The organism is Acidobacteriota bacterium (genome assembly GCA_040754075.1).
In the GTDB taxonomy this organism is placed as follows: Bacteria; Acidobacteriota; Blastocatellia; order UBA7656; family UBA7656; genus JBFMDH01.
Genome location: JBFMDH010000005.1, coordinates 223,948 through 246,400, shown reverse-complemented (window position 1 = coordinate 246,400; position 22,453 = coordinate 223,948). Strand labels below are relative to the sequence as shown.

Sequence of the window (22,453 nt, the reverse complement as noted above, 5' to 3'; positions counted from 1 at the left end):
CCCCCAAAAACGCTCCCATTATTGACGTGGTTACATTGAGGATAAATATTTTTGAAAATTATTTTTTTATACCCCGAATGAGGTTGCGCCGATTTCAGCGGCAAAGCTGAATGAATTGTCCGGCAAAAACATTTTTCAAATTTGGCAAGGATAATTAAACTAAACTCTTCAATTGGGTTTGACTGCGAAAGCGGGAAGGAATTTTGACGAGATGAAATTTACAACTTTGCCTCACCGGTTGTTGATTCTATTGCTCGTGTTGTCGGGCAACGCATTCCTGTCGATTGCTGTTGAAGCGCAAATTCAAAAACGCGGACCTACCGTCGTTGAAAAGGAATACGCAAAACAGGCGGGTAAATATTACGCGCTCATCATCGGCAATAATGAGTATCGGCATCTGTCAAAACTGAGAACCGCGGTGAATGATGCGCAGGAGATTGCCCGATTGCTGCGCGACGAATACAACTTTGAAACCCAACTGCTGCTGAATGCCACGCGCGACCAGATTAAAAAAGCCATTTTCAGTTACCGGCGCGCGCTTAATGAAAATTCCAACCTGCTCATCTATTACGCGGGACACGGCTACTATGACAAGGATGCCGACCAGGCGTACTGGTTGCCGGTTGATGCCAGCCAGGACAATACCTACTGGATCAGCGCAGGAGAAATCACCGATGACATTCGCGCCTTGCCCTCTTTGCATATTTTAATCATCGCTGACAGTTGCTATTCGGGATTGTTGACCAATACCAGAGATGCCAATCTGCGCATTCCAGCAAAAGAGCGCCAGACTTTTTTGCGCAAAGCCATCTCGTCGAAATCGCGCACCTTGATGTCAAGCGGCAGCAATGAACCGGTTGATGATGGCGGCGGTGGCGTTCATTCGGTGTTTGCCAATGCCTTGCTCAACGGCTTTAAAAAAATCGAGGAACACGTCTTTACCGCAAGAGAGTTGTTTGAATCCTATGTGCGCATTGCCGTAGGCGGCAAATCCAGACAATTGCCGCAATACAATCCGATACGCATTTCCGGGCACAGCGATAGCTTCGGAGATTTTGTCTTCGTTCGTAAAGGCGCGAGTGCGGAAACCTCTGAACTTGTCGCTTCCACAGCCGAAGCGGAACCCAAAGACGCGACGGCTTATGTGACGCGCGGCTTGAAACGGTTTGAAGCGCAAAACTATGCAGATGCCGAAGCCGATTTCCGTGAAGCCATCCGTTTGAAAGCCGATGTCGCAGATTATCATTACCGTTTAGGTTTGGCGTTGATGCAACAGCAAAAAGACCGCGATGCTGAAACGAGTTTCAGAGAAGCCCTTAAACTCGAACCCGGTAAAGCGCTTTATTACGATGGGCTGGGGCAGAGTTTAGGGTATCAGCAGAAGGATAAAGAAGGTGAAGCGGCGCTTCGTGAAGCCATCCGGCTTGAACCCGGTAATGCTTCGTTTCATGACCATCTCGGCAGAGCCTTTAGCTGGCAACGAAGAAATCAGGATGCCGAAGCCGAATATCGGGAAGCCATTCGGCTGGACGCGAAAAACGGCGATTATTATGACCATCTCGGCGGCGCGTTCTATGCCCAGCAACGCTATAAAGAAGCCGAAGAACAGAATCGCAAAGCCATTCAACTGAACCCCAACAAAGCCGATTTTCATTATCACCTGGGGCTGAGTTTAAGCTGGCAGAAAAAATTTCAGGAGGCAGAATCGGCGTACCGAGAAGCCATCAAACTCAATCCGCAAAACCCGCATTTTCATTACAATCTCGCCGGATGCCTTGCGAGTCTCAATCGCTTTGCGGATTCGGAAACGGCTGTGAAAACTGCCATCAACATAGACCCTAACAATCCCGAATTCTATTATCGCCTGGGACTTTCTTTAACTGCGCAACGCAAAGACCGCGACGCCGAAGAGGCGTTTCGCAAAGCCGTGCAAATCAATCCGAGTATTGCAGATTATCAGGACAAACTCGGCGATGCTTTATTCTGGCAGCGTAAATATGCCGAAGCCGAATCCTCTTATAAAGAGGCGACCCGTTTGCAACCGACTATCGCTGAGTTTTATAGCCATCTTGCCTGGTCATTATACTGGCAGCAGAAATATGCCGACGCGGAGTTCGCTTTCAAAGAGGCTTTACGAATCAATCCGCAATCGGCGCTTTATCAGGATGGTCTTGCCGGGGTGCTGTTGGAGCAACGTAAATATCCGGAAGCCGAAGCCGCATTCAAAAATGCCGTCAATCTCGATCCCGATAATCACCTCTACGTTTTTCATTATGCGGATGCGCTTTCACGGCAACAAAAATATGCGGAAGCGATTGAACTGTTTAACCAAGCCATTCGTCTGCTTCCCCCGCAAGCGCCGCCTTCGCAATTTTCTTACTACCAGGACATGTTAGGGTTGGCATTGTTCGGCTTGCAAAAATTTGCCGAAGCCGAAACCGCGTACCGAAATGCGCTTGAAAAGACGCCAAATAATGCAGCACTATTTTTACGGTTGGGGATTGCGCTCGAAAAACAGGGGAAACTGAAAGACGCCGAAGACGCCTATAAACAGGCGTTCAAGATCAACCCTGATGATCGTGAAGCGCAGGAAAACCTCAGACGCATCCAAAAGAAGCCTTAGCCTTCTCAATCTGAATCCATACCCGCTATGTGAGTGGCAGAGTGTCCTCGCCATCTGCAACCTGCCTGTTTATGCAGAGCGTTCTGACCTTCGATTAAAAAAAATATTTAGGTCAGGGAATATCCCGACAATTTCTGCGCCGTCCCCAAATGAAGGGCAGCAGACAGTGGTTACGAAGCAATTAAAACAGACAAAAGAAACCTGCTGCCCAACCATTCATCAATCACAAGGAGAAAGCCTCATGAACTGTCAATTGTGCGGGGTTTCGGCAGAAACCAGATACGTTGCCTTTTATCAAAATATCGGAGCTTTGATTATTCGCTTTCACAAATCCATCAAAGGCGAACTTTGCAAAAACTGCATTCACGAACAATTCTGGTCGCATACGCTTATTACCTCAGTGTTGGGTTGGTGGGGTGTGATTTCTTTAATCGTGACGCCCTTTTTTCTGATTAATAACATCGCCCGTTATCTGATGTGTTTGACCATGTCGCCGGTCAATAGCAAACCCTCAACCGAAGAGCCACTGACCGCCGAAGCCTTTAACAAAATTCATCCCTATGCCAACCAGATAATAGACCGATTGAATGGCGGCAGTTCACTTGATGAAGTTGCTCGTGAGTTTGCCCCCCGGGCAGGCGTTCAACCTGCTGAGGTGAAGTTGTATATCGTTGCGCTGGCTGATGCCGCCAGACAAGCAGCCTGATGATTACATCCGAATAAAATTTTTGAAAGGAGAAAGAGAGTGAGTAAAACCACGCGAATCGTTCTGGTAATCGTTGCGGTATTGATTAAACTGGCTATCCTCAGTCTTGCTCGATAAGCAAATCGCGCGGAAGCGAATGATGTAAACCAAGAGAAAGTAAAAAGCCAATCCGAATCATTAACGGGTTGGCTTTTTTACATAAGCTGGTTATGAAGGAATCAAAATTGATATGCATGAATCTTCATTCGTGCATATCAATTTTTCGGCGCGACTTCAAGCGACGTTAAAACGAACTCGGTGCCGTTTGCCAGTTTGCCGCGCACAGGGATGCCGAGTTGCGAATGTACCCACCATTCGGAAGTTTCTTTACCGGTCATGCGAATGATGTGTTGGGCGCGAAATTCTCCGGCTGGGGTTTTGACATTTTCTTCATTGAGGCTCTGATTGTTAATGGTAAAAAGCGTGCCTGCGGTGTTGGCAAATTCGCGCGGCACCAGATAACTGGTCACCTGACCTTCGCGCACCTGCGCCGACATCCAGCCCTCGGCAGCCACACAAGGGGAAGCCATCGCCAGTTGCGCGGGAATTTCAAGCGTCTGTTTGACGCCGCCCGAAACGTTGCCGCGCAGGGTGGCTGAAAGCGAGTGGTCATCAATGTTGTAACGGGTGCGGGTTAAATTGTCGCCCTGAGTTTTAGTGACTTCAACAAAGGTCGGATTCTTTTTCGCATTGATGCGATGAAAAATTTCCGTGGTTAAATCGCCTGTGGTTACGCGGCTGTGAATCATATAGCCGCCTTCTGCGGTGCTGAATAGTTCCCAATCTTCTTTGCCTACGGTTTTGCCGAATGCATCGCGATACTCGTAAACGCCTTGTCCGAGTTTAACAACCCGATCCCATCTGCCGTTATGAGTGAGCGGTTTTTCCTGCAAGATAGTGGCAAGGTCTTCTTCGACGCTTGCGGTTGCGGGGGTTTCAATGATGCGCCCGATTTCGCGCCCGCCTCTTTCAACAATCACCGTCGGCACATTGATGAGTTTGCGCGGTTGAACCACATCGGTCGGTTGATTGAATTGATTGTCGATGCCGACGAGTTTGATTTTCAGTTTGGGGTTGTTAGCTTCGTGCAAAGCTTTCAAAAGTTGCGGAACATAATGTTTGCTATCGCCGCACCAGGTTCCGAAAATAATCGTGATGTTGGTTTCTTTATCGCTGGCTTTGATGGCGGCAACCGCTTTGGCATCGGGTTTATGGGTGTCCATGCCGGCGCGCCACACCGGAACCGTTGCCCAGACTTTGTCTTCGGTGAGTTCGCCTGTGAGTCCCGGATGGGCGCGAATGACAATCATCTTGCCTTCGGCATTGAAGGTATAAACGAATGATGAATTGGCTCCGTCAACGCGGACATATTTGCCAATCGGTTTTAATTCGATGGTTCCTTCAGTGGTTGCCGATGATTTGTCTGGTGAAAATTTCCAGATGTCTTTAGCAACGGTGTTGACGCTTTTGCTGTTGACATCGAGCAGGATGGCTTTTTCAAACTTAGGAGAAAGGAGCGCCAGGCGCGTCGGTTGCCCTGCGCTCAACACCTGCGCTGAACGGTCGATTTCGCCGTCAATCAAGACGTCGCGCGTGGTGTCGCTCCAATCGGTTTTGGCGGTTTTTTCCTGCGCCACCACACTCATCACAAAAAACGCAATAAAAACGGGGATAAAAATAAACCTTCTCATCTGAATCATTCCTTGAATAATGGTGTAACTATGAAGCTAGCAGTTTACTGCGAGTAATTGCAAAGCGGTTTTGTTGACCTTTCACGGCTTCTGTTCAGGACATTTGCAATCGGCCTGAGTGACGATGGTGTCGAATTTTTTCTGCTGTTCGGGCGAAAGCAATTCACGCATACGCAAACGCGCATCTTCACGCAAAGAGAAATAACGCGGACGCACTTCTGCGCAAACCGATTTATATTTGTCGCGCATGTCATCCAAAATCGCGCCCATTTTCGCTTCCTGTTCAGGCGTTAAATTGACTTCGTGTTTGAGCACATCGAAATATTCGTCGCGGTCGCGCATGGAAACCGGTTTATGAGGTTCGCTTGAACGCGAGAGATAAAGACCGCTCACTGCGCCGCCGGTGATACAACCGAGCAGGAAGACCACAAAAACTGCGCTCCAGATTTTCAAGGTTACTTTGGCTGATTCATTCATTACGGTTCTGTCCTTCACTGGTGTTCATCAAAATCGCCACCACGTCTCTGGTGGAAACCGCGCACTCTTCTTTTGAAGCGATTGAACAGGCGGTTATCGGCGCGCCGGTCGGATTATTGATGAGTTGAAATTTCGGGTCGCTCGCCGGTTGCAAAATATCCGGTGGATTTGCAACCACCGGCGCAGCTTTTTTCGGAGCCACCAAAAAACTCACGGTCGCTATCATGGCGACCAGCAGGAGCGCCGGGATAGCTTGCCGCCAAATTAAAAAGATTGATGTGGGACGCGCCGTGGTTGGATTGCCTTGCGCGATACGGGCGCGAATTTTTGCAAACAGGAATGGCGAAGCCATCGCCTGCGCAAGTTCATCATCCGTCGCGCGAGCCGAACGACAAATCGTTCGACCGGCTTCGTCTAAAATTTCATTTCGTTCTATTTCATTCGCCATAAAAAATTCTCTTTGAAAATTGTCCAAGCCTTGAGAGCTTTACATAAAATCTTTAAGCAATTGCCGCAAACTGAGCCGCGCTCTGTGCATTCGCACTTTTACTTTGGCAATCGACCAGTTCGTCAGTTCGGAAATCTCTTTGACCGACATCTCTTCAACTTCCAAAAGCGTGAGCGCCCAGCGGTCTTCGGGACTCAATTGCGCAAGCAACTTGTCGGCTAAATCGCGGGTAATCAAATGGGCTTCGGCGTCCCGCTTTTTGGTGTTACTCAACAACGCGCTCAACTCATGCACTTCGTCATCACCGAGCGATTTTGCTCCGTCGTGCGGGCGTCGCTGCGCGCGTCGCAATTCATCGTAACAACAGTTCATGGTGATTCGTGAGAGCCAGGCGGCAAACGACGCATCCGGTTGTGGCGCGTAATTTTTCAATGCGAAATAAGCTTTGGTGAAAGCCTCCTGAGCGATTTCTTCAATCTTTTCAGGACGGTTGAAAAAATTTCCCGCGACACGCGCAACTCTGGTTTTGTGCCGCTCGAATAGTTGCTCAAAGGCGGATTCATCGCCGCCAAGCACCGCTTGAACGAGGGCATCATCGCTTACTTCCTCTTTGATGCGAGAACGGGTTTCGATAATCGTGTCGCTAAACTCTCCGGCAAATTTCCATGCGCTACATCGGTCGCCTGTGTATGAATCGGAAAGCAAGCCTTCGTAGACTTGCTTTCCCAAAATCTGGGCGCGGTTGCAGCCGCACAAGGCATTTCGTCAGGCTGCAAATCATATTATCAACGCCCCAACCGGTAAACGCACGAAAAATATCGGCGGTTACAGTGTCGGGAAATTATTTTACGCAGGTTGTGAGTTGTCATTTGAATGGTTAAGATTTTGCCAGAGCTTTGCAGTATCCTGATCCCCTAATGAGATTCACAAGAGGAGTTCACACAAACGATGCTCAAGAAAAAATTGCCTGTCATTTTGATTGTACTGGCGATGATGGTTGCGCAACTGGCTTGCGGTGGCGGCAGCGGCACACGCATGGGCAGCAAGAAAAGCGACACCCATTTTAAACCCGGCTTTAATCTCTTCAGTCCCGAACAGGATGTCGAAATGGGCAAGCAATCGGCTGCGGAAATCGAAAAACAAACGCCTATTTTGCGCGATCAGCAAATTCAGAATTTCATCATCAGAGTCGGAGAAAAGCTCGCCGCGAAAGCCCCCGGCTTCAAATTTCCGTATCAATTCAAAGTCACAGCCGTTCGCGATGTAAACGCCTTTGCCTTGCCCGGCGGATTTATGTACGTCAACGCGGGGGCGATTGCTGCGGCGAAAAACGAAGGGGAACTCGCAGGCGTGATGGCGCATGAAATTTCTCACGTCGCACTGCGTCACGGCACCAATCAGGCAACCAAAGCTTATATCGCGCAAGCCGGACTGAGCGTTCTCGGCGGACTTGCGGGCGGCAGCGACACAGACCTCGGACAGGTCATTCAAGCGATTGGCGGCGCGGGCGCAAACGCCCTGTTTTTGAAATTCGGGCGCACAGCGGAAACCCAAGCCGACATTGAAGGGGCGCGCATTATGGCTGAAGCCGGATATGACCCGCGCGATCTGGCAAACTTTTTTCAAACTCTTGAAAAACTGAGCGGCGGCAAGCGTGTGCCGGAAATCATGAGCGACCACCCGGACCCGGGCAATCGCGTCAAAGCCATCGCCGATATTTATTCGTCATTGCCGGTGAGCGCCAATCCTGTACGCACCACGCCGGAGTTTGAACAAATTAAAGCAAGGCTCACGGGCAACCGTTCGGCGATGACTTCGGAAGAACCGCGTCGCGTTGGTAAAGTTCCGACCTACATGGGCAATCGTCCCGAACCGCCGTCTTCGGAATTTAAAAGCTATCAAGCGAAGGATGATTCATTCGCGCTCGAAGTGCCCGCCAATTGGGAAGGCGCGACATCGGATGAAGTCAATTTGATATTCGCTCCGCAGGGCGCATATGGCGAGATGGAAGGCACGGTTTACGCAACCCACGGAATTTTCATCGGTGCGATGCCGGTTGAACAACACGATCTGGAATCGGCTACGGAAGCCTTCGTGAGAGCGCAAATCAGCGCCAATCCCGATTTTCAACTTGCCCGCCAACCCGAAGCGATAAACTTCGGCGACCGGCAAGGCTATGCGACAGTGCTGGCAGGACAATCACCGGTCACGGGAGTGATGGAAATCGATGTGATTTACACAACAGCGACATCCGATGGTCGGTTATTTTATTTCGTCACCATCTGCCCGCAGGATGAAATAGAAAAATATAAACCGGCATTTCAACAAATCATTCAAAGCATTCGACTGGCAAGATAGGTTGCATCATTGTATGTAGCGTTGCTTTGCCCGACCAACAGTCGCAAAACCTGACTGGCGAGCAGACGGAATAATGAGTTCCGTTGGTTCGGTTATTTCCGTTTGTTTCGTATTGTGTTTATAAACACGGCATAGATTTCAAAGCCTGCAAGGAGGATTTATGGCTGATGAAAACCCCGAAGAAATTTCCCGATGGGTGACGGGCAAAGGTAAATTCACCATCTCCGGTTCGGAAATCGAACTCGAAGTCACCGTTCCCGCCGAACCCATTCGCCCGCGACGCATGCTGCCGATTTTTCAACAACTCACCAACACCATTGTCGATGCCGCGGTGAGAAAAGTTGAAGCCGAAGGGCGAACCATTTCCTGCAAAGCCGGATGCGGCGCGTGTTGTCGTCAACTGGTGCCGATTGCCGAGATGGAAACCTTTCATCTGCGTGAGGTGGTCGAATCGTTGCCGGAATCGCGCCAAGCGGAAATTCGCAAACGTTTTGATGATGCGCGTGAACGACTGGAAAGCGCCGGAATGTTAGCAACTTTACGACAACCAACCGGGATGTCACTCGAAGACCGCCGCAAATTCGGATTGGAATATTTCAAACTCGGAATTGCCTGTCCGTTTCTTGAAGAAGAATCCTGTTCGATTCACCCGCAGCGTCCGCTTTCGTGTCGCGAATACCTGGTCACTTCGCCCGCCGAAAATTGCGCTATGCCGAAAAATAATATCGAAGGCGTTGAACTCGCAGAAAAAGTTTCAACCGTAGTTTACACGCTTGATTCCGAACTTTCGGCGATGGCTTACCGATGGGTGCCGATGATTCTCGCGCTCGAATGGGCTGACGCACACAATGAAGACGCATCCAAACGCCTGGGGACGGAACTGTTTACCGAAGTCGTGCGGCGATTGACCGGCAAATAAATGATTCAACTTCTACACATTCTTCTCTTTCAATTACACAAATCAACCTATGGGAAAAGCGAGTGAATACAATTCTGAATTGACCACGCAACGTGTTGAAGCATTCAGCGACGGGGTTTTTGCCATCGCCATTACTTTGTTGATTCTGGAAATCAAAATTCCGCACCTGGGCGGCACAAGCGATGGCAAGACGCTGGCGCAAGCTTTAATGGGGTTGTGGACATCGTACTTCGCTTATGTGGTGAGTTTTATTACCATCGGAATTTACTGGGCGAATCATCATTATCTTTTCAAATTTTTCAAAAAGACCGATCACCTCTTTAATCTGTTGAATGTCTTTTTTCTGATGTGCATTTCGTTTCTGCCATTTCCTACGGCGGTACTTGCCGAATATATGAACAACCCGCAGGAGCGACATAGCGCCGTCACCTTGTATGCGATTGGTTTATTGCTTCCGGCGTTTTCCTGGTTTCTGTTCTGGTTTTATGGCAGCCGCAACTATCGTCTGCTTGACCATAAACTGGCTCCGCGATTTGTGAAGTTGCTTACCGGACAATACCTGCTCTCAATTTTGCTTTATCTGATCGCCGTGGTAATTTCGCTCTGGTTTACGACAACCGGATTAATCCTTTGCGTTGGATTGACGGTGTTATATCTGTTGCCGCCGAAAAGACCGATTTATCGGTGAAAACCCTTTGAAAGCCCCGAAGGCGCTTGATCGAATGAAGGAATAATTCTGGGAACAACCAAAGCGCAAAATGAATCAATGAAATTTCATTTTGCGCTTTAGTTGTTTGATATGCCTTTTGTCTATTTCAATATTTCATCAATCGTGGCGTAAGAAACCGCGTGATAAGACGGACGCGCTTTCTTATAAATTTGTTGAGCGCGGGCTTTGCCCTCAGGGGTTTTTGCAAGTTCCGCATAAAGCGGGCGCAGGAATTTGCGACGCCCCTGGCTGGTCAGGAAATGTTCAAGCGCCGGATATGCCGCTTCGTATTTATTCTGAATAGCCCGCAATAACCACGCGCTTAAAATTTCCGCATTGCCGCTTTGCGTAAATTTAAACGCCGCATCCAAATCCATCATCTGCGATTTGGTCATCGAAGCGGGAAGGTTTTTCAAGAAGTGCAACCAGTGTTGCGTCGTCCACCCTGCGGTTTGCAAATCCTTAGCAGGCTTACCGCCTGTCCAGGCTTTCAACTCGGCTCCGACCTTATCGAATTCGGCAGCGTGAATTTTCGGACAGTTATCCGGCAGTCCCGGTTGATAAATCCACTGGTCAATTTTCAATTTGTCTTCGAGCGCCTTATCGCCTTGAATCAAATTATCGCGCAGATAGGCGACGAATTTTTCGGTGGTCATGCTTTGAAAAGCGTGGGTGTCGAAATACTTTTTCAGAAAGGCATCAAACTTTTCGCGCCCGACGGTTTCTTCAATCATTCGCAAAAACATGAAGCCTTTGTCATAAGCGATATTGGTCGTGCCTTCGTCGGGGTCGCGTCCTTTTAAATCCAGTTTAAGGCGGGTGTCTTCGGGTTTATCTTTCAAGCCTTCGAGTTCATCGTTGAGATTTTGCAGTTCAAGTTGCGCGAGCATTTCGGAATAATTTCTGCCGTTCATTTTTTCCATAATGCGATTTTCAAAATAATTGGTGAAGCCTTCGTTCAACCAGAAATCATTCCACGTCGCATTGGTAACCAGATTGCCCGACCACGAATGCGCCAGTTCGTGGGCGACCAATGAGACCAGCGACCGGTCGCCCGCTAAAATCGTCGGTGTCGCAAATGTCAGTCGCGGATTTTCCATACCGCCAAACGGAAAACTCGGAGGCAGGACAATCAAATCGTAACGCTCCCAGCGGTACGGTCCATAGATGGATTCGGCGGCGGCAATCATCTTTTCCAAATCGACGAATTCGTTGGCGGCGCGGTCTACGACAGAGGTTTCCGCATAGACGCCGCTGCGCGAACCAAGCGAACGAAAAGCGAGGTCACCGACGGCAAGCGCGAGCAGATAAGAGGGAATCGCTTGCGGCATATCGAATTCATAAACGCCGTCCGGGTGAGTGGTGGCGCTGTTACTGGCGCTCATCACCGCAAGTAAATCCGGGCGGGTTTTTACTTTGGCGTGATAAGTCATGCGAACGCCGGGCGAATCCTGGCAGGGAACCCAGGTGCGCGCGAGAATGGCTTGCGATTGGGTGAACAGAAACGGTTTTTTGCCACCGGCAGTTTGCGCCGGGTCGAGCCATTGCAAAGCGGCAGCCGTCGGCGCAGTGTTGTAATAGACATTCACTTCTTTGGTGTCGGGGGTGATGTCAACCGTGAGCGGCTTGCCCATGAATTTCATTTCATCCCCAAGCGTGAATTTGGTTTCGGTTTCGTTTTTATCGAGCGTGACTTTTTGAATGGTCAAATCGCGGGTGTCCAAACGCAATTCTCTGGCATTGGTTTTATTTTCGATTTGCAGCGTCGCTTTACCGGCGATCTGCTTTTTATCGAAATCGACATTGATATCGAGGTTGAGATGTTTGACGACAACCGCTTCGGGGCTGGCAAAGCTGTGCGGGTCTTTTACTGGTTCCATGGTTTTACTCTGCGAAGTTTGCGGCGATTGGGTTGAGGGTTGCTCGGTTGAGCAACCGAGTGAAATTAAAATCGAAAGCAGGATTACCGCAGAAAGAAAATATTTTTTCATGAGTTCATCTCCATCAGTTAAGGGCAGTACAGGTGCCGGGTGTAGGTTCGATTCATTCAAGAGAATAGTTTGCCTTAAAAATTTAACGATTGCATCAATCGCTGAGATTTTTCTGTCGCTTGTCGGGAGGCTTTTTGAGTAGCAAGCGACACGCTCGCATAGAGCAGGAAACTTGCGCCGAGCATTTCAAAAAATTCTTCAAAGCAAACTTCGGTTTGATATAAAAACGGACTGACGCCGTTCGCGAAATATTTGTAGCCGAGGGTTTCCAAAATCGCGCCGCCCAAAAAACAGATGGCAACGCCAAACAAGGCAATCACACTTTCGTGCCGATGCCAGCGCCACAAGGCGGCTAAATCATTCCACAATATTTTTAATGCAATAAACAAAATCGCCGCGATGGCGAAGATGAAGAGTTTGTGATTGAGCAGATACTCAGGCAGCCAATCCACATAACGCGAACCGATGAGCGCGGTCGCGCGTTCGTGAAGCATGGCGGTTTCATCCGCAGACCAGAGCAGAAAAGCAGAAGCGAGAATCATTAAAAACCATTGCCTTGGTTTTTCGCCTTTTTGATGTTTGAGTACCCACGACCACAGACTGAGCGAAATGAGCGCGAGTTGAAACGAAGAAAACCACGCGGGCAGATTGCCTTCGCCGTCGAGGTCAACCAGGGCGTGCAGAACCGGCGAAGGTGAGGCGGATAAAATATCAATCCAGTAAAAGAAGACCAGTAAACATTCGGCAAAAAACATCAACAGAAAAACTTTGCGGGCAGATTCATTTGCAAGTTGTATTGAGCCATTCATAGCACACCCCTTCGGGAGTCTTGCTCAATCTAATCACGCGTGCGCTTTCGGATGTGGGTTTTGCATTGCGGGTTGTCTCAGGTATCGGTAGCCCGAATGTGAAGAAGGGCGTAGCCTTTCTCACTTCCTAACGGTCAACGACTGATTTTTACTCAGCCAGTTGAAAAAATATGTCTTCAAAATCTTCATTGATTAAACCGGTCAATTGGCGCAGGTCTGCGGCGGTGCCTTCGGCGACCAATTTGCCTTTGCGCAACACGCCGATGCGGGTGCTGACGCGCTCAACGAAACTCATCACGTGCGACGATACCAGAATCGCTTTGCCGGCTTCGCGTTCCAGTTGAATCCGACGGCGCAATTTGCGCATCATTTCCACATCAAGTCCGTTTAGCGGTTCATCCAAAATTAACACTTCGGGCGAACCGAGCATCGCCGCGCACAAGCCCAATTTTTTTCGCATACCGAGCGAGTAGCCGCCCGCCAGTTTATCGGCGACGTGAAGAATCTCGAAATACTCAAGCTCCCGTTCAATCTGCGCGGGGTCGGTTTCTTTTAATCCTGCAACCAGTTCAAGATATTCTTTGCCGGTGAGATTGTCGTAAAACAACAATTCTTCGGGCAGGTAGCCGAGATGACGTTTGGTGGTTGGCAAACGATGCGACAGGTCTTCATTGCAGATGAGCAGCCGTCCGGCGTCGGCTTCGGTGATGCCGACAATCATTCGCATCAAGGTCGATTTACCCGCGCCGTTGGCACCGACCAGCGAATAGATTTCGCCCGCTTCGACGCGCAAACTGACATCATCGACGGCGACGACCTGACCATAGCGTTTGGTTACCGATTCAACCTTGAGCAAAATTAATCATCTCCGAACATTAAAAAATATCTGGCGCGCGCCCGCCCGCGTTGCGTCAATCCATGCATCACTTGACCATAGATAATCAAACCGAAAGGCAACAAGGCATTGGTCAAAAATGCCAGCGATGCGCCGATGCCAATTCCTGCGCCCACGACGACCATTAAAATAACCGAAAGCGCCGTGCGCGTCGGCATCTCGAAAGCCAGCGCGCCGATGAATGAACTGATTGACCACCACAACATTAAACATTCAACAAATAGCAGCGGCGAATAAAACAGCGGCAAGGTGCCGGTCGTTGCGCCAATCAAAAACGCCAATAACGGCGCGGGCAAACTGATGATGCGGGTGTAGGTGAGTTTCGATTGCCAGACTTCAAGCCCGCTCGTGCCGGTGGCGCGTTCAAGCCAGAGCAGAGGGATTTCATAAGCAACCAGAAGCGGCGTCAAAATGGAAAAGATTGTAGTGAGTAGCGAACCGGTGATTTTCACCGCCGCGCTTTGCTGTAGCTGCATGGCGTCGCCCCAACTGAGTTGCGCCGGCACAGGTGATAACAGGTTGGTCGTAAGTGTCGCAAAAAGTCCTGCGAGTAAAAGCAAAGCAATGGCTGCAACGACATAAACCGCCGAAGTGAAACCTCTGAAGGTGAGTTGAAAATCGCGCGCCAATTGCGATGCGACGGATGCGCTGAACCTTTGCTTTAGTGCCTGAGCAGAGAAGTAGCGAAAACTTTTGGTGGCTTTCAATCGTCGCGCAAATTCCATATCAAGCCTGCGCCACCGCTGATGCGTAAAGCGCGTGAGCAGATAAAGAACAACGATTAAAAAAAGATTGATGACGACATCCCGAATGATAATGACAAACTCAACTTCATTACGTTTAATGGCAAAAGCAAAAATTCGCGACGCGGCGAGGGTTGAAATGATAGTGAGTGACACGCTAATCAATAAAAACTTTTTCTCTTTAAGGTGTCCCCAATGAACCCAGTTCAAGGCGGCAAATACTTGTGCTATGGCAATCAACACCGCGAACAGAATAAGCAATAATATCGTTTGCGCTGCGATGGTTTCGCGCATCAATCTTTTGATAAGCAAAAGCACGAAAACCAATGTAAGGTTTCGCATGAAACGAGTCATCAAGGCGACATGCAGATACGTATTGACGGCAACCGGCAGCGATTCAAAATAATATTCAGGTCGGCGCAGATGATAGAGTTCAGCGGTGGCGCGTGACATGCCCATCGCGATGAGACTCAGATACAAAATCGCGCCAAGGATTTCTATCTGTAAAAACGTGAAGTCATCGGTTGAAAGACTTTCGGCAAGGCGCGACACACTCAAGTAAGTCAAACCCAGCACCGTGGGCGCGAGAAACAACCAGGCATAAACGTGTTGTTTCGCCCAACGCAGTTGCGAAGCCAGTGACGCTTTGATGATGAGAAGGAGGTGATTCACTTCACACCAAGCAATTCAACTTCAAAGATGAGCGTGGCATTTGGGGGAATATCGGGCGAGAATCCTTTCGTGCCATATCCGAGAGCGGGCGGAACGATGAGTTTGCGTTTGCCGCCAACTTTCATGGTCATTATACCTTCGTCCCAACCTTTGATGACCCTGCCGGTTCCGATTCGGAAAGTATAGGGTTGTTTACCTACAGAGCTATCGAACTGAGTGCCATTGGTGAGCGTGCCGGTGTAATTGACGGTAACTTGCTGACCGGGTTTGGGACTTTCGCCTGCGCCTTCGACTAAATCAATGTATTGCAAACCGGAAGATGTGACAGTCGCGCCTTCAACGGGTTGAGTGGTTGTCGAAGTGGGCGTATCGGTTTTATTGCTGGAAAAGACATAGAACAGCCCTGCGATAATGAATGCGGCGATGATGACAAAGACAATAATTTGATTGCGACGGTTGGTCGAAAAAGTTGATTTGGCTTTTGCCGAACTGCTGCGATGTTTACGTTTGCGTTTGCGACTCTGTGGCAAGGTCTAGCCTCCGATAAAAAGTTGTGAACGATGAGTTATAGCCGATTTTATTGAGTGATTCAATGTTTTCAAGGGGCTACAAAATAAGCGCATGGCTCTCATTAGAAATGTACATCACTGACAATTGAGGAGTGGAAATTTATTCTCGGATTAGACGAATGTGGCGGATTATGCGGCTCATCCGTCCAATCCGCCGCATCCGCTGGGATGTCCACTGATGTTTAGCCCGTTGGCATTTCGGAGAATGATAAAGCGGATTGGGCGGATGAGTGATTAGTAAAAATCTCAAACCGCTGCGCGATAATTTGCAACCCCGAAAAGTTATTGATAGCTTGTCTATCCCAAAAATTGCCCAAGGAGCCAATCTCGTGAAAAAGAATTCTCTACCTTGCATTGCACCTGCTGTCGTTCTTTCATTCTTCCTGCAACTCGTCGCTTTCGCCCAAGCGCCGACGGTGACTAAATCCGCGCCCGCAGGTGATGCGGCGCTGCTAAGGCTCGAACGCGAACTGGCGCGCCTGTCGAAAAATTCCGGCGGCGTGGTTGGCGCAACCGCCATTCATATTGAAAGCGGCAGGCGGGTTTCCTTAAACGGCGGCGACCGCTTTGCGATGGCAAGCACCTTCAAAGTGCCGATTGCCGTGCAACTGCTGGCGCGCGTTGATAAAGGCGAAGTCAAACTGAGCGATATAATTACCCTTGAAGCGAAAGATTTGCATCCGGGCAGTGGCACGCTTTCGGAACTCTTTAATAAACCGGGCGTGGCGCTTTCGGTTCGCAATTTATTGGAGTTGATGTTGCTCATCAGCGATAACAGCGCCACCGACATTATATTGCGCGCGGCGGGCGGCGCAGACGCGGTGAATGCCAAACTTCGCTCTATCGGGATTGAAGGCATTTCGGTCAATCGTTCGACGGCGCTGCTGATTTCCGATTGGCTTGGCGCGAAACTACCGCCGGAAAATGAATGGACGCCGGCGATGTTCGATAAACTTTATCGCGCGCTCACACCCGAAGAACGCAAAGCCGCAGGGAAGCGCTTTGAGGCTGACCCACAGGATACCGCTACGCCGGATGGCATGGCAGAACTGCTGGTCAAGATTCATCGCAAAGAATTGCACAAGGCTGATTCGGCAGAGTTGTTGCTCGATATTATGCGCCGTTGTCAGACCGGGCAGGCGCGGCTGAAAGGCATCTTGCCCGCTGATACCGTCGTGGCGCACAAGACCGGAACCATCGGCGGCACCGCTAATGATGTCGGCATTATCACGTTGCCGGATAATGCCGGACACGTGGCGATTGCGGTATTTATCAAATCATCGGAAAAAGAGATGGCAGCGCGTGAACGGGTGATTGCCGAAATCGCCCGCGCCGCGCATGATTTTTTCCTGTTCAATGCCCGATAAGTGAGGCGCGGTCAAAGACCGCTTTCTCAACTTGAGCAAATCTTTCTAAGGCGCGGTCAAAGACCGCTTTCTCAACTTGAGCAAATCTTTTTAAGTCAATCGCAGGTATTAACCATTTTGATTGATGACGAGCGCGATACTTTATGCGCTCGTCAATTTTTTTTCAGGCGGCGACCTGCCGCGTTGAGCGGTCAATCATCGTCGGTTCTTCAGACCGTTCGATTGATACTTGTTGAGTCGAGAGGGAAATTTAGCTGCGCAATCGGCGCAGGCTAAGACCTCCCGCACACATTCCTGCCCGCTGCCGCCAGTGTCGTTTGTGTGGACGAATTTGCGGCGGTCACTTTTCCATTTCCAACAGGCATTGACCTTTTCGCGAAAAGGATATTTTACGTTGCGGGTTTCGAGGACGACTTTGTAAGCCGGGGTGCGAGGTTGCGAGGTGTTACCACAGATTTGACATTTGAACATCCAATCAGCCGAGACTGGCAAAGGTTCCGGGGGGCTGATGTCCGGTAACGCCAGAAATAGATTCAACTCGGTTGAATCGTAAGCAACTTAAACTTTGCGGATGAGGTTGGTCAAGATGAAAAGGATAGTGTGCAGTGAGTTTGAACCACAGCAATGAAAATTTATCTGAGCTTCTCAAATTTGAGAAGCTCAGATTATAAACATTTGCCGTGAGGTTAGAGATTGCTTTAGGACGATTGCATGGAATCGAGGAAGTCGGAGTTGGATTTGGTTTTGCCCAATCTTTCCAGCAACAACTCCATCGCTTCCGTGGGCGAGAGTTGCGAAAGCACTCTGCGCAAAGCGATGATGCGGTTGAAATCCTTGGACGCCAGCAGCAGTTCTTCTTTGCGCGTACCGGATTTGTTGATGTCGATGGACGGGAAGACGCGCTTGTCGGAAAGCTTGCGGTCAAGGTTGATTTCCAGGTTGCCCGTACCTTTGAATTCTTCAAAGATGACATCATCCATTCTTGAACCCGTATCAATGAGCGCAGTGGCGATGATGGTCAAACTGCCGCCTTCTTCGATGTTGCGCGCCGAGCCGAAAAAGCGTTTCGGTTTTTGCAAGGCGTTGGAATCGATACCGCCAGAGAGAATCTTGCCCGATGGCGGCACGACGGCGTTATGGGCGCGCGCCAGACGGGTAATCGAGTCGAGAAGAATGACCACATCGCGTCCGTATTCAACCAGACGCTTGGCTTTTTCGATGACCATATCGGCGACCTGTACGTGGCGCGTCGGCGGTTCGTCGAAAGTCGAAGAGATGACTTCGCCATGCACAGAGCGTTGCATGTCTGTGACTTCTTCCGGTCGTTCATCAATGAGCAAGACAATCAAGGTGACTTCCGGGTGATTGCGGGTAATGGAATTGGCGATGGATTGCAAGAGCATGGTTTTGCCGGTGCGTGGCGGCGCGACAATCAAGGCGCGTTGCCCTTTACCAATCGGCGTCATCAAATCCAGCACCCGCCCCGATAGCTGGTCGGGTGTGGTTTCCATCTTGATCTTCTCTTGCGGATAGAGCGGCGTGAGATTGTCGAAAAACATTCGGTCACGCGCCATTTCGGGCGGCTCGAAATTGATTGCCTCGACTTTGATTAAGGCGAAATAGCGTTCACCTTCTTTCGGCGGGCGAATCTGCCCGGAGATAGTATCGCCGGTGCGCAAATCGAATTTACGGATTTGCGAAGGGCTGACATAAATATCATCGGGGCCTGGCAGGTAGTTGTAGTCGGGAGCGCGCAGGAAACCGAAGCCGTCGGGCAAGGTTTCCAGAACACCTTCCGAAAAGATCAACCCTGATTTTTCGGTTTGCGCTTGCAGAATTTTGAAGATGAGTTCCTGCTTACGCATCCCCGTAGCGCCCGGTATATCTAAATCCTTAGCGATGTGCGCGAGTTTGGAGATCGACATCTCTTTTAACTCGCTAATGTCTAATAACTCGGTTACTTCAGTTTCGTCACTCATAAGTTTTCTTTAATCCTCACGGTTTGGTTGCCGCGTGCGATAGTGCACGGATTCGCGCGCGGGAAAATGTTCAGGGGGAATTGGTTGTGTCACCTTGTAGATTACAATTGCAGTTTTCAGAACAACGTTATCAAATCAATCTGTAGAATTAAAAATGTGTGCCCACTAAGTTCGGTTTTCGAGAGACACTTTGTTGATACGGCTGAGCGTAAAATCGGACTGGCGTTTCGCTACACATCCAACCAACGTTTAGTTTAACGAATTCGAGCAGAAATTTCTCGCCAAATGTGTTCCGCTCCACGACGGGTGATCGCTGAATAAGGAATTACTTTCCCTTTCCCTGCTACCGCTTCTGCCCGTTTGATTGCCTCACGCAACTGATTGTTACTCAATTTGTCCGCTTTGGTTGCCACCACAATGAAAGGTTTCTGATTCGCTGCTAACCATTCTTGCATTAAGACATCTAATTTTGTGGGGCTGTGCCTTGAATCGGTGATTGCAATTGATAACACAAGATTTTTGCGTGATGCAAGATAGTTTTCAATCATCGGCCCCCAACTCTCGCGGATTTCGGTTGGCACACGGGCATATCCGTAACCGGGCAAATCCACAAAATAGAACGCCTGATTGATCAGAAAAAAATTGATCAGTTGTGTGCGTCCGGGTGTGGAACTGGTGCGCGCCAAACCGCGCACCCCTAACAGACTATTTATCAAACTGGATTTGCCAACATTCGACCGACCCATAAAAGCAATTTCCGGTCGGCTATCGCGCGGGTAATGCTCAGAAGCCGTCGCGCTTTTGACAAATTCTGCGCTCGTAATTTTCATAGCCAGTAGTCCGTAGTTCGTAGTCCATAGTCCGTAGCTGAATGGATTCTCTCAAACTACGGACTACGGACTACGGACACGGACTATTCCAAAGCCTGATTGGCTGCGTCACCTGCCGTTGGCTGATTCCAGATAGGCAATTCGGGAGAGAGCGGTTCGCTCTTTGCCATCTCCAGGGCTTTTTGTATCGGGTCTTCTTCCAAAGCCAGACGCCAGACTTCATCGGCATACTCGACCGTGTGAATGGTCAATGCCTCTCGCACATCTTCAGGCAATTCAACCAGGTCTTTTTCATTATCTTTCGGCAAGATAATCGTGCGGATGCCTGTGCGATGTGCCGCCAGAACTTTTTCTTTGACGCCGCCAATCGCCAGCACTTTACCGCGCAAAGTGATTTCGCCGGTCATTGCTACATCACAACGAATCGGAATGCCGGTGAGAATCGAAACCAGCGCTGTTGAAATCGCAATGCCTGCCGATGGCCCGTCTTTCGGTATCGCGCCTTCCGGTACATGCAAATGTAAATCGTACTTTTTGTAAAAATCGCCTTTGATGCCAAGTTGTTTGGCGCGTGAACGCACACAGGTGAGTGCGGCGCGCGCCGATTCCTGCATCACTTCCCCGAGTTTTCCGGTGAGGGTGATTTGTCCCCGCCCTTTGATTAAGGTTGCTTCAATATGCAGAATTTCGCCGCCTACTTCCGTCCAAGCCATGCCGGTCGCAAGTCCGACTTCATTGTGTTCGGCGACCACTTGCGGGCGGAATTTGATTGGCCCAAGAAGTTCTTTGACCAGTTCGCCGGTCACCACTTCGCGGAAGTTTTTAGTTTCATCGGCGGTCTTTAAAACCAGCAGTCTTCGGGCAATCTTTCTTAAGACCGAAGAGATTTCGCGTTCAAGATTACGCACTCCGGCTTCACGGGTGTAGTGTTGAATGAGCGTGCGGAAACCGGCTTCGGTAAACTCGACCTGTTCAGCCGTCAGTCCGTTCATCTCCAGTTGTTTCGGTAACAGGTGACGTTTGGCGATTTCGAGTTTTTCGCGCTCGGTGTAACCCGCAAGGCGCAAAATTTCGAGCCGGTCTTGTAAGGCAGCGGGAATCGTATGTAAGACGTTTGCTGTGGCAATGAACATCACATTCGATAAATCATATTCAACATCAAGGTAATGGTCGTGGAAAGTTGAATTCTGTTCCGGGTCGAGCACTTCCAGAAGCGCCGCTGCCGGGTCGCCGCGAAAATCCATGCCCAGTTTATCCACTTCATCAAGCAGGATGAGGGGATTGACGGTTTCGGCTTTCTTCATCATTTGAATGATTTGACCGGGCAACGCGCCGATGTAGGTGCGACGATGACCGCGAATTTCGGCTTCATCGCGTACCCCGCCTAAACTGAGGCGCACGAATTTGCGCCCGGTGGCTCTGGCAATCGACCGACCGAGACTGGTTTTACCGACTCCCGGCGGGCCGACAAAACAGAGAATTGAACCTTTGGGTCGTTCAACCAGTTGACGCACCGCAAGGTATTCGAGAATCCGGTCTTTGATTTTGTCAAGCCCATAGTGGTCAGTGTCCAGAACTTCCTGCGCATGTGTGATGTCGCGTACCTCTTCGCTCTTTTCTTTCCAGGGTACAGCAAGCAACCAGTCAATGTAGGTGCGCGAAACCGTGGACTCGGCAGACATCGGCGGCATCATCTCCAAACGGCGAAGTTCCGCCAGGGCTTTGTCCTGAACTTCTTTCGGAAAACCGGCGGCTTCGATTTTTTGTTTCAAATCTTCAAGCTCGGCTTTTTCATCTTTGCGACCAAGCTCTTTATGAATGGCTTTGATTTTTTCGTTGAGATAATACTCTTTCTGGGCGCGTTCCATCTGGCGTTTGACACGACCATGAATGGCGCGGTCAATCTGAATTTTTTCGAGTTCGACTTCAAGCACTTCGGTTAAACGCACGAGGCGGTCATAAATCGAGAAGATTTCCAGGAGTCCCTGTTTATCTTCAACCGAAAGTTTAAGCGCCGATGCCACCGTGTCGCACAGTCGCGCCGGGTCATCATTGCGCAGCGCGGCGGTGATGGTTTCAGGATTGGCAAGGTCTGTGGATTGACGAACGTACTGATCAACCAGTGAGCCGACGCGACCGATGAGCGCATTGAGGCGCGAACGCGGCTCCTGCACGACATTGGGTTTGCGAACCGTCGCCAGCCAGTAACCATCTTCTTCTTCGACACGGACGGAGCGGGCGCGTTCAATGCCTTCGACCATCACTTTGATGTTGCCATCGGGTTGGCGAAGGTTATGGGTGATGCGCGCGATAGTGCCGACCGAATAGACCTGGTCGATATCCGGTTCATCCACGGTGGCGTCGTGTTGGCTTGCCAGAAAAATCGTTTTATCGCCGCGCAAAGCGATTTCCAGAGCGCGGACACTGGCCGGGCGACCAATGACGAAGGCAACCATTGTATAGGGGAAAACGACGACGTCACGGATGGGAACCATCGGGCAACGAACGACATCTGTTGGGGTGCTGTCAGTGAATTCATTCATGGCTTGTTCTTTGTAAAAAAAATGGATGCCGAAAGTTTGAGGAAACAGAAAACGAATTTTCCCACGCGCTTTCTTACTCAAACGG

19 protein-coding genes are annotated in these 22,453 nt (G+C 49.8%); 6 read left to right on the top strand and 13 right to left on the bottom strand.

The genetic code is table 11. The features are described from left to right. Positions 1 to 211 precede the first annotated feature (211 nt). Together AB1757_07960 and AB1757_07955 are read left to right on the top strand one after the other, a co-directional pair. Positions 212 to 2,623, top strand: a complete 2,412-nt coding sequence (locus AB1757_07960; protein MEW6126958.1) for a tetratricopeptide repeat protein — start codon at positions 212 to 214, stop codon at positions 2,621 to 2,623. 241 nt (positions 2,624 to 2,864) lie between these two features. Continuing rightward, positions 2,865 to 3,329 carry a hypothetical protein gene (locus AB1757_07955; protein MEW6126957.1) on the top strand — a complete coding sequence of 155 codons (465 nt, stop codon included), beginning with the start codon at positions 2,865 to 2,867 and terminating at the stop codon, positions 3,327 to 3,329. Positions 3,330 to 3,583: 254 nt separating this feature from the next. On the opposite strand, the gene AB1757_07950 is transcribed toward AB1757_07955, so the two are convergent. The 4 genes from AB1757_07950 to AB1757_07935 form a co-directional block, all read right to left on the bottom strand. Beyond that, the gene (locus AB1757_07950) at positions 3,584 to 5,059 is read right to left on the bottom strand and encodes a thioredoxin family protein (GenBank protein MEW6126956.1); all 1,476 of its coding nucleotides are present in this window, start codon (positions 5,057 to 5,059) and stop codon (positions 3,584 to 3,586) included. A gap of 81 nt (positions 5,060 to 5,140) precedes the next feature. Beyond that, on the bottom strand, positions 5,141 to 5,536 hold the full coding sequence (locus AB1757_07945) for a hypothetical protein (protein MEW6126955.1): 396 nt from the start codon (positions 5,534 to 5,536) through the stop codon (positions 5,141 to 5,143). Beyond that, positions 5,529 to 5,984: a hypothetical protein gene (locus AB1757_07940; GenBank protein MEW6126954.1), complete on the bottom strand. Its 456-nt coding sequence runs from the start codon at positions 5,982 to 5,984 to the stop codon at positions 5,529 to 5,531. Before AB1757_07940 ends, AB1757_07945 begins: the two co-directional genes overlap by 8 nt. Positions 5,985 to 6,023: 39 nt before the next feature. Further along, positions 6,024 to 6,713: a sigma-70 family RNA polymerase sigma factor gene (locus AB1757_07935; protein MEW6126953.1), complete on the bottom strand. Its 690-nt coding sequence runs from the start codon at positions 6,711 to 6,713 to the stop codon at positions 6,024 to 6,026. Between the two features lie 219 nt (positions 6,714 to 6,932). Here AB1757_07935 and AB1757_07930 point away from each other — a divergent pair, with 219 nt between their 5' ends. The 3 genes from AB1757_07930 (at position 6,933) to AB1757_07920 (ending at position 9,949) form a co-directional block, all read left to right on the top strand. After that, positions 6,933 to 8,342: a M48 family metalloprotease gene (locus tag AB1757_07930; GenBank protein MEW6126952.1), complete on the top strand. Its 1,410-nt coding sequence runs from the start codon at positions 6,933 to 6,935 to the stop codon at positions 8,340 to 8,342. Between the two features lie 160 nt (positions 8,343 to 8,502). Beyond that, a complete protein-coding gene (locus AB1757_07925) occupies positions 8,503 to 9,261 on the top strand; it encodes a YkgJ family cysteine cluster protein (protein MEW6126951.1) in 759 nt (252 codons plus the stop codon). A gap of 49 nt (positions 9,262 to 9,310) precedes the next feature. Then, entirely contained in the window at positions 9,311 to 9,949 is a 639-nt protein-coding gene (locus AB1757_07920; protein MEW6126950.1) for a TMEM175 family protein, read from the top strand. 122 nt (positions 9,950 to 10,071) lie between these two features. Here AB1757_07920 and AB1757_07915 read toward each other — a convergent pair whose 3' ends face one another. The 5 genes from AB1757_07915 to AB1757_07895 form a co-directional block, all read right to left on the bottom strand. Continuing rightward, positions 10,072 to 11,961 carry a M1 family metallopeptidase gene (locus AB1757_07915; protein MEW6126949.1) on the bottom strand — a complete coding sequence of 630 codons (1,890 nt, stop codon included), beginning with the start codon at positions 11,959 to 11,961 and terminating at the stop codon, positions 10,072 to 10,074. Between the two features lie 74 nt (positions 11,962 to 12,035). Further along, entirely contained in the window at positions 12,036 to 12,770 is a 735-nt protein-coding gene (locus tag AB1757_07910) for a hypothetical protein (GenBank protein MEW6126948.1), read from the bottom strand. A gap of 148 nt (positions 12,771 to 12,918) precedes the next feature. Continuing rightward, positions 12,919 to 13,626, bottom strand: a complete 708-nt coding sequence (locus AB1757_07905; protein ID MEW6126947.1) for an ABC transporter ATP-binding protein — start codon at positions 13,624 to 13,626, stop codon at positions 12,919 to 12,921. 2 nt (positions 13,627 to 13,628) lie between these two features. Continuing rightward, positions 13,629 to 15,080 (bottom strand): hypothetical protein, encoded by a 1,452-nt coding sequence (locus tag AB1757_07900; GenBank protein ID MEW6126946.1) that lies wholly within the window; start codon positions 15,078 to 15,080, stop codon positions 13,629 to 13,631. Beyond that, positions 15,077 to 15,523 carry an FKBP-type peptidyl-prolyl cis-trans isomerase gene (locus AB1757_07895; protein MEW6126945.1) on the bottom strand — a complete coding sequence of 149 codons (447 nt, stop codon included), beginning with the start codon at positions 15,521 to 15,523 and terminating at the stop codon, positions 15,077 to 15,079. The genes AB1757_07900 and AB1757_07895 overlap by 4 nt, the downstream gene beginning before the upstream one ends. Positions 15,524 to 15,879: 356 nt before the next feature. Between AB1757_07895 and bla the strand changes: the two genes are divergently transcribed. Continuing rightward, on the top strand, positions 15,880 to 17,016 hold the full coding sequence (bla, locus tag AB1757_07890; GenBank protein MEW6126944.1) for a class A beta-lactamase: 1,137 nt from the start codon (positions 15,880 to 15,882) through the stop codon (positions 17,014 to 17,016). 195 nt (positions 17,017 to 17,211) lie between these two features. Here bla and AB1757_07885 read toward each other — a convergent pair whose 3' ends face one another. The 4 genes from AB1757_07885 to lon form a co-directional block, all read right to left on the bottom strand. Then, positions 17,212 to 17,487, bottom strand: coding sequence for a hypothetical protein (locus AB1757_07885; GenBank protein ID MEW6126943.1), 276 nt, complete (start codon positions 17,485 to 17,487; stop codon positions 17,212 to 17,214). Positions 17,488 to 17,714: 227 nt separating this feature from the next. Then, positions 17,715 to 18,995, bottom strand: a complete 1,281-nt coding sequence (gene rho / locus AB1757_07880) for a transcription termination factor Rho (GenBank protein ID MEW6126942.1) — start codon at positions 18,993 to 18,995, stop codon at positions 17,715 to 17,717. Positions 18,996 to 19,249: 254 nt separating this feature from the next. After that, on the bottom strand, positions 19,250 to 19,825 hold the full coding sequence (gene yihA, locus AB1757_07875; GenBank protein MEW6126941.1) for a ribosome biogenesis GTP-binding protein YihA/YsxC: 576 nt from the start codon (positions 19,823 to 19,825) through the stop codon (positions 19,250 to 19,252). Positions 19,826 to 19,908: 83 nt separating this feature from the next. Continuing rightward, positions 19,909 to 22,368, bottom strand: coding sequence for an endopeptidase La (gene lon / locus AB1757_07870; protein MEW6126940.1), 2,460 nt, complete (start codon positions 22,366 to 22,368; stop codon positions 19,909 to 19,911). Between the last annotated feature and the right edge of the window lie 85 nt (positions 22,369 to 22,453).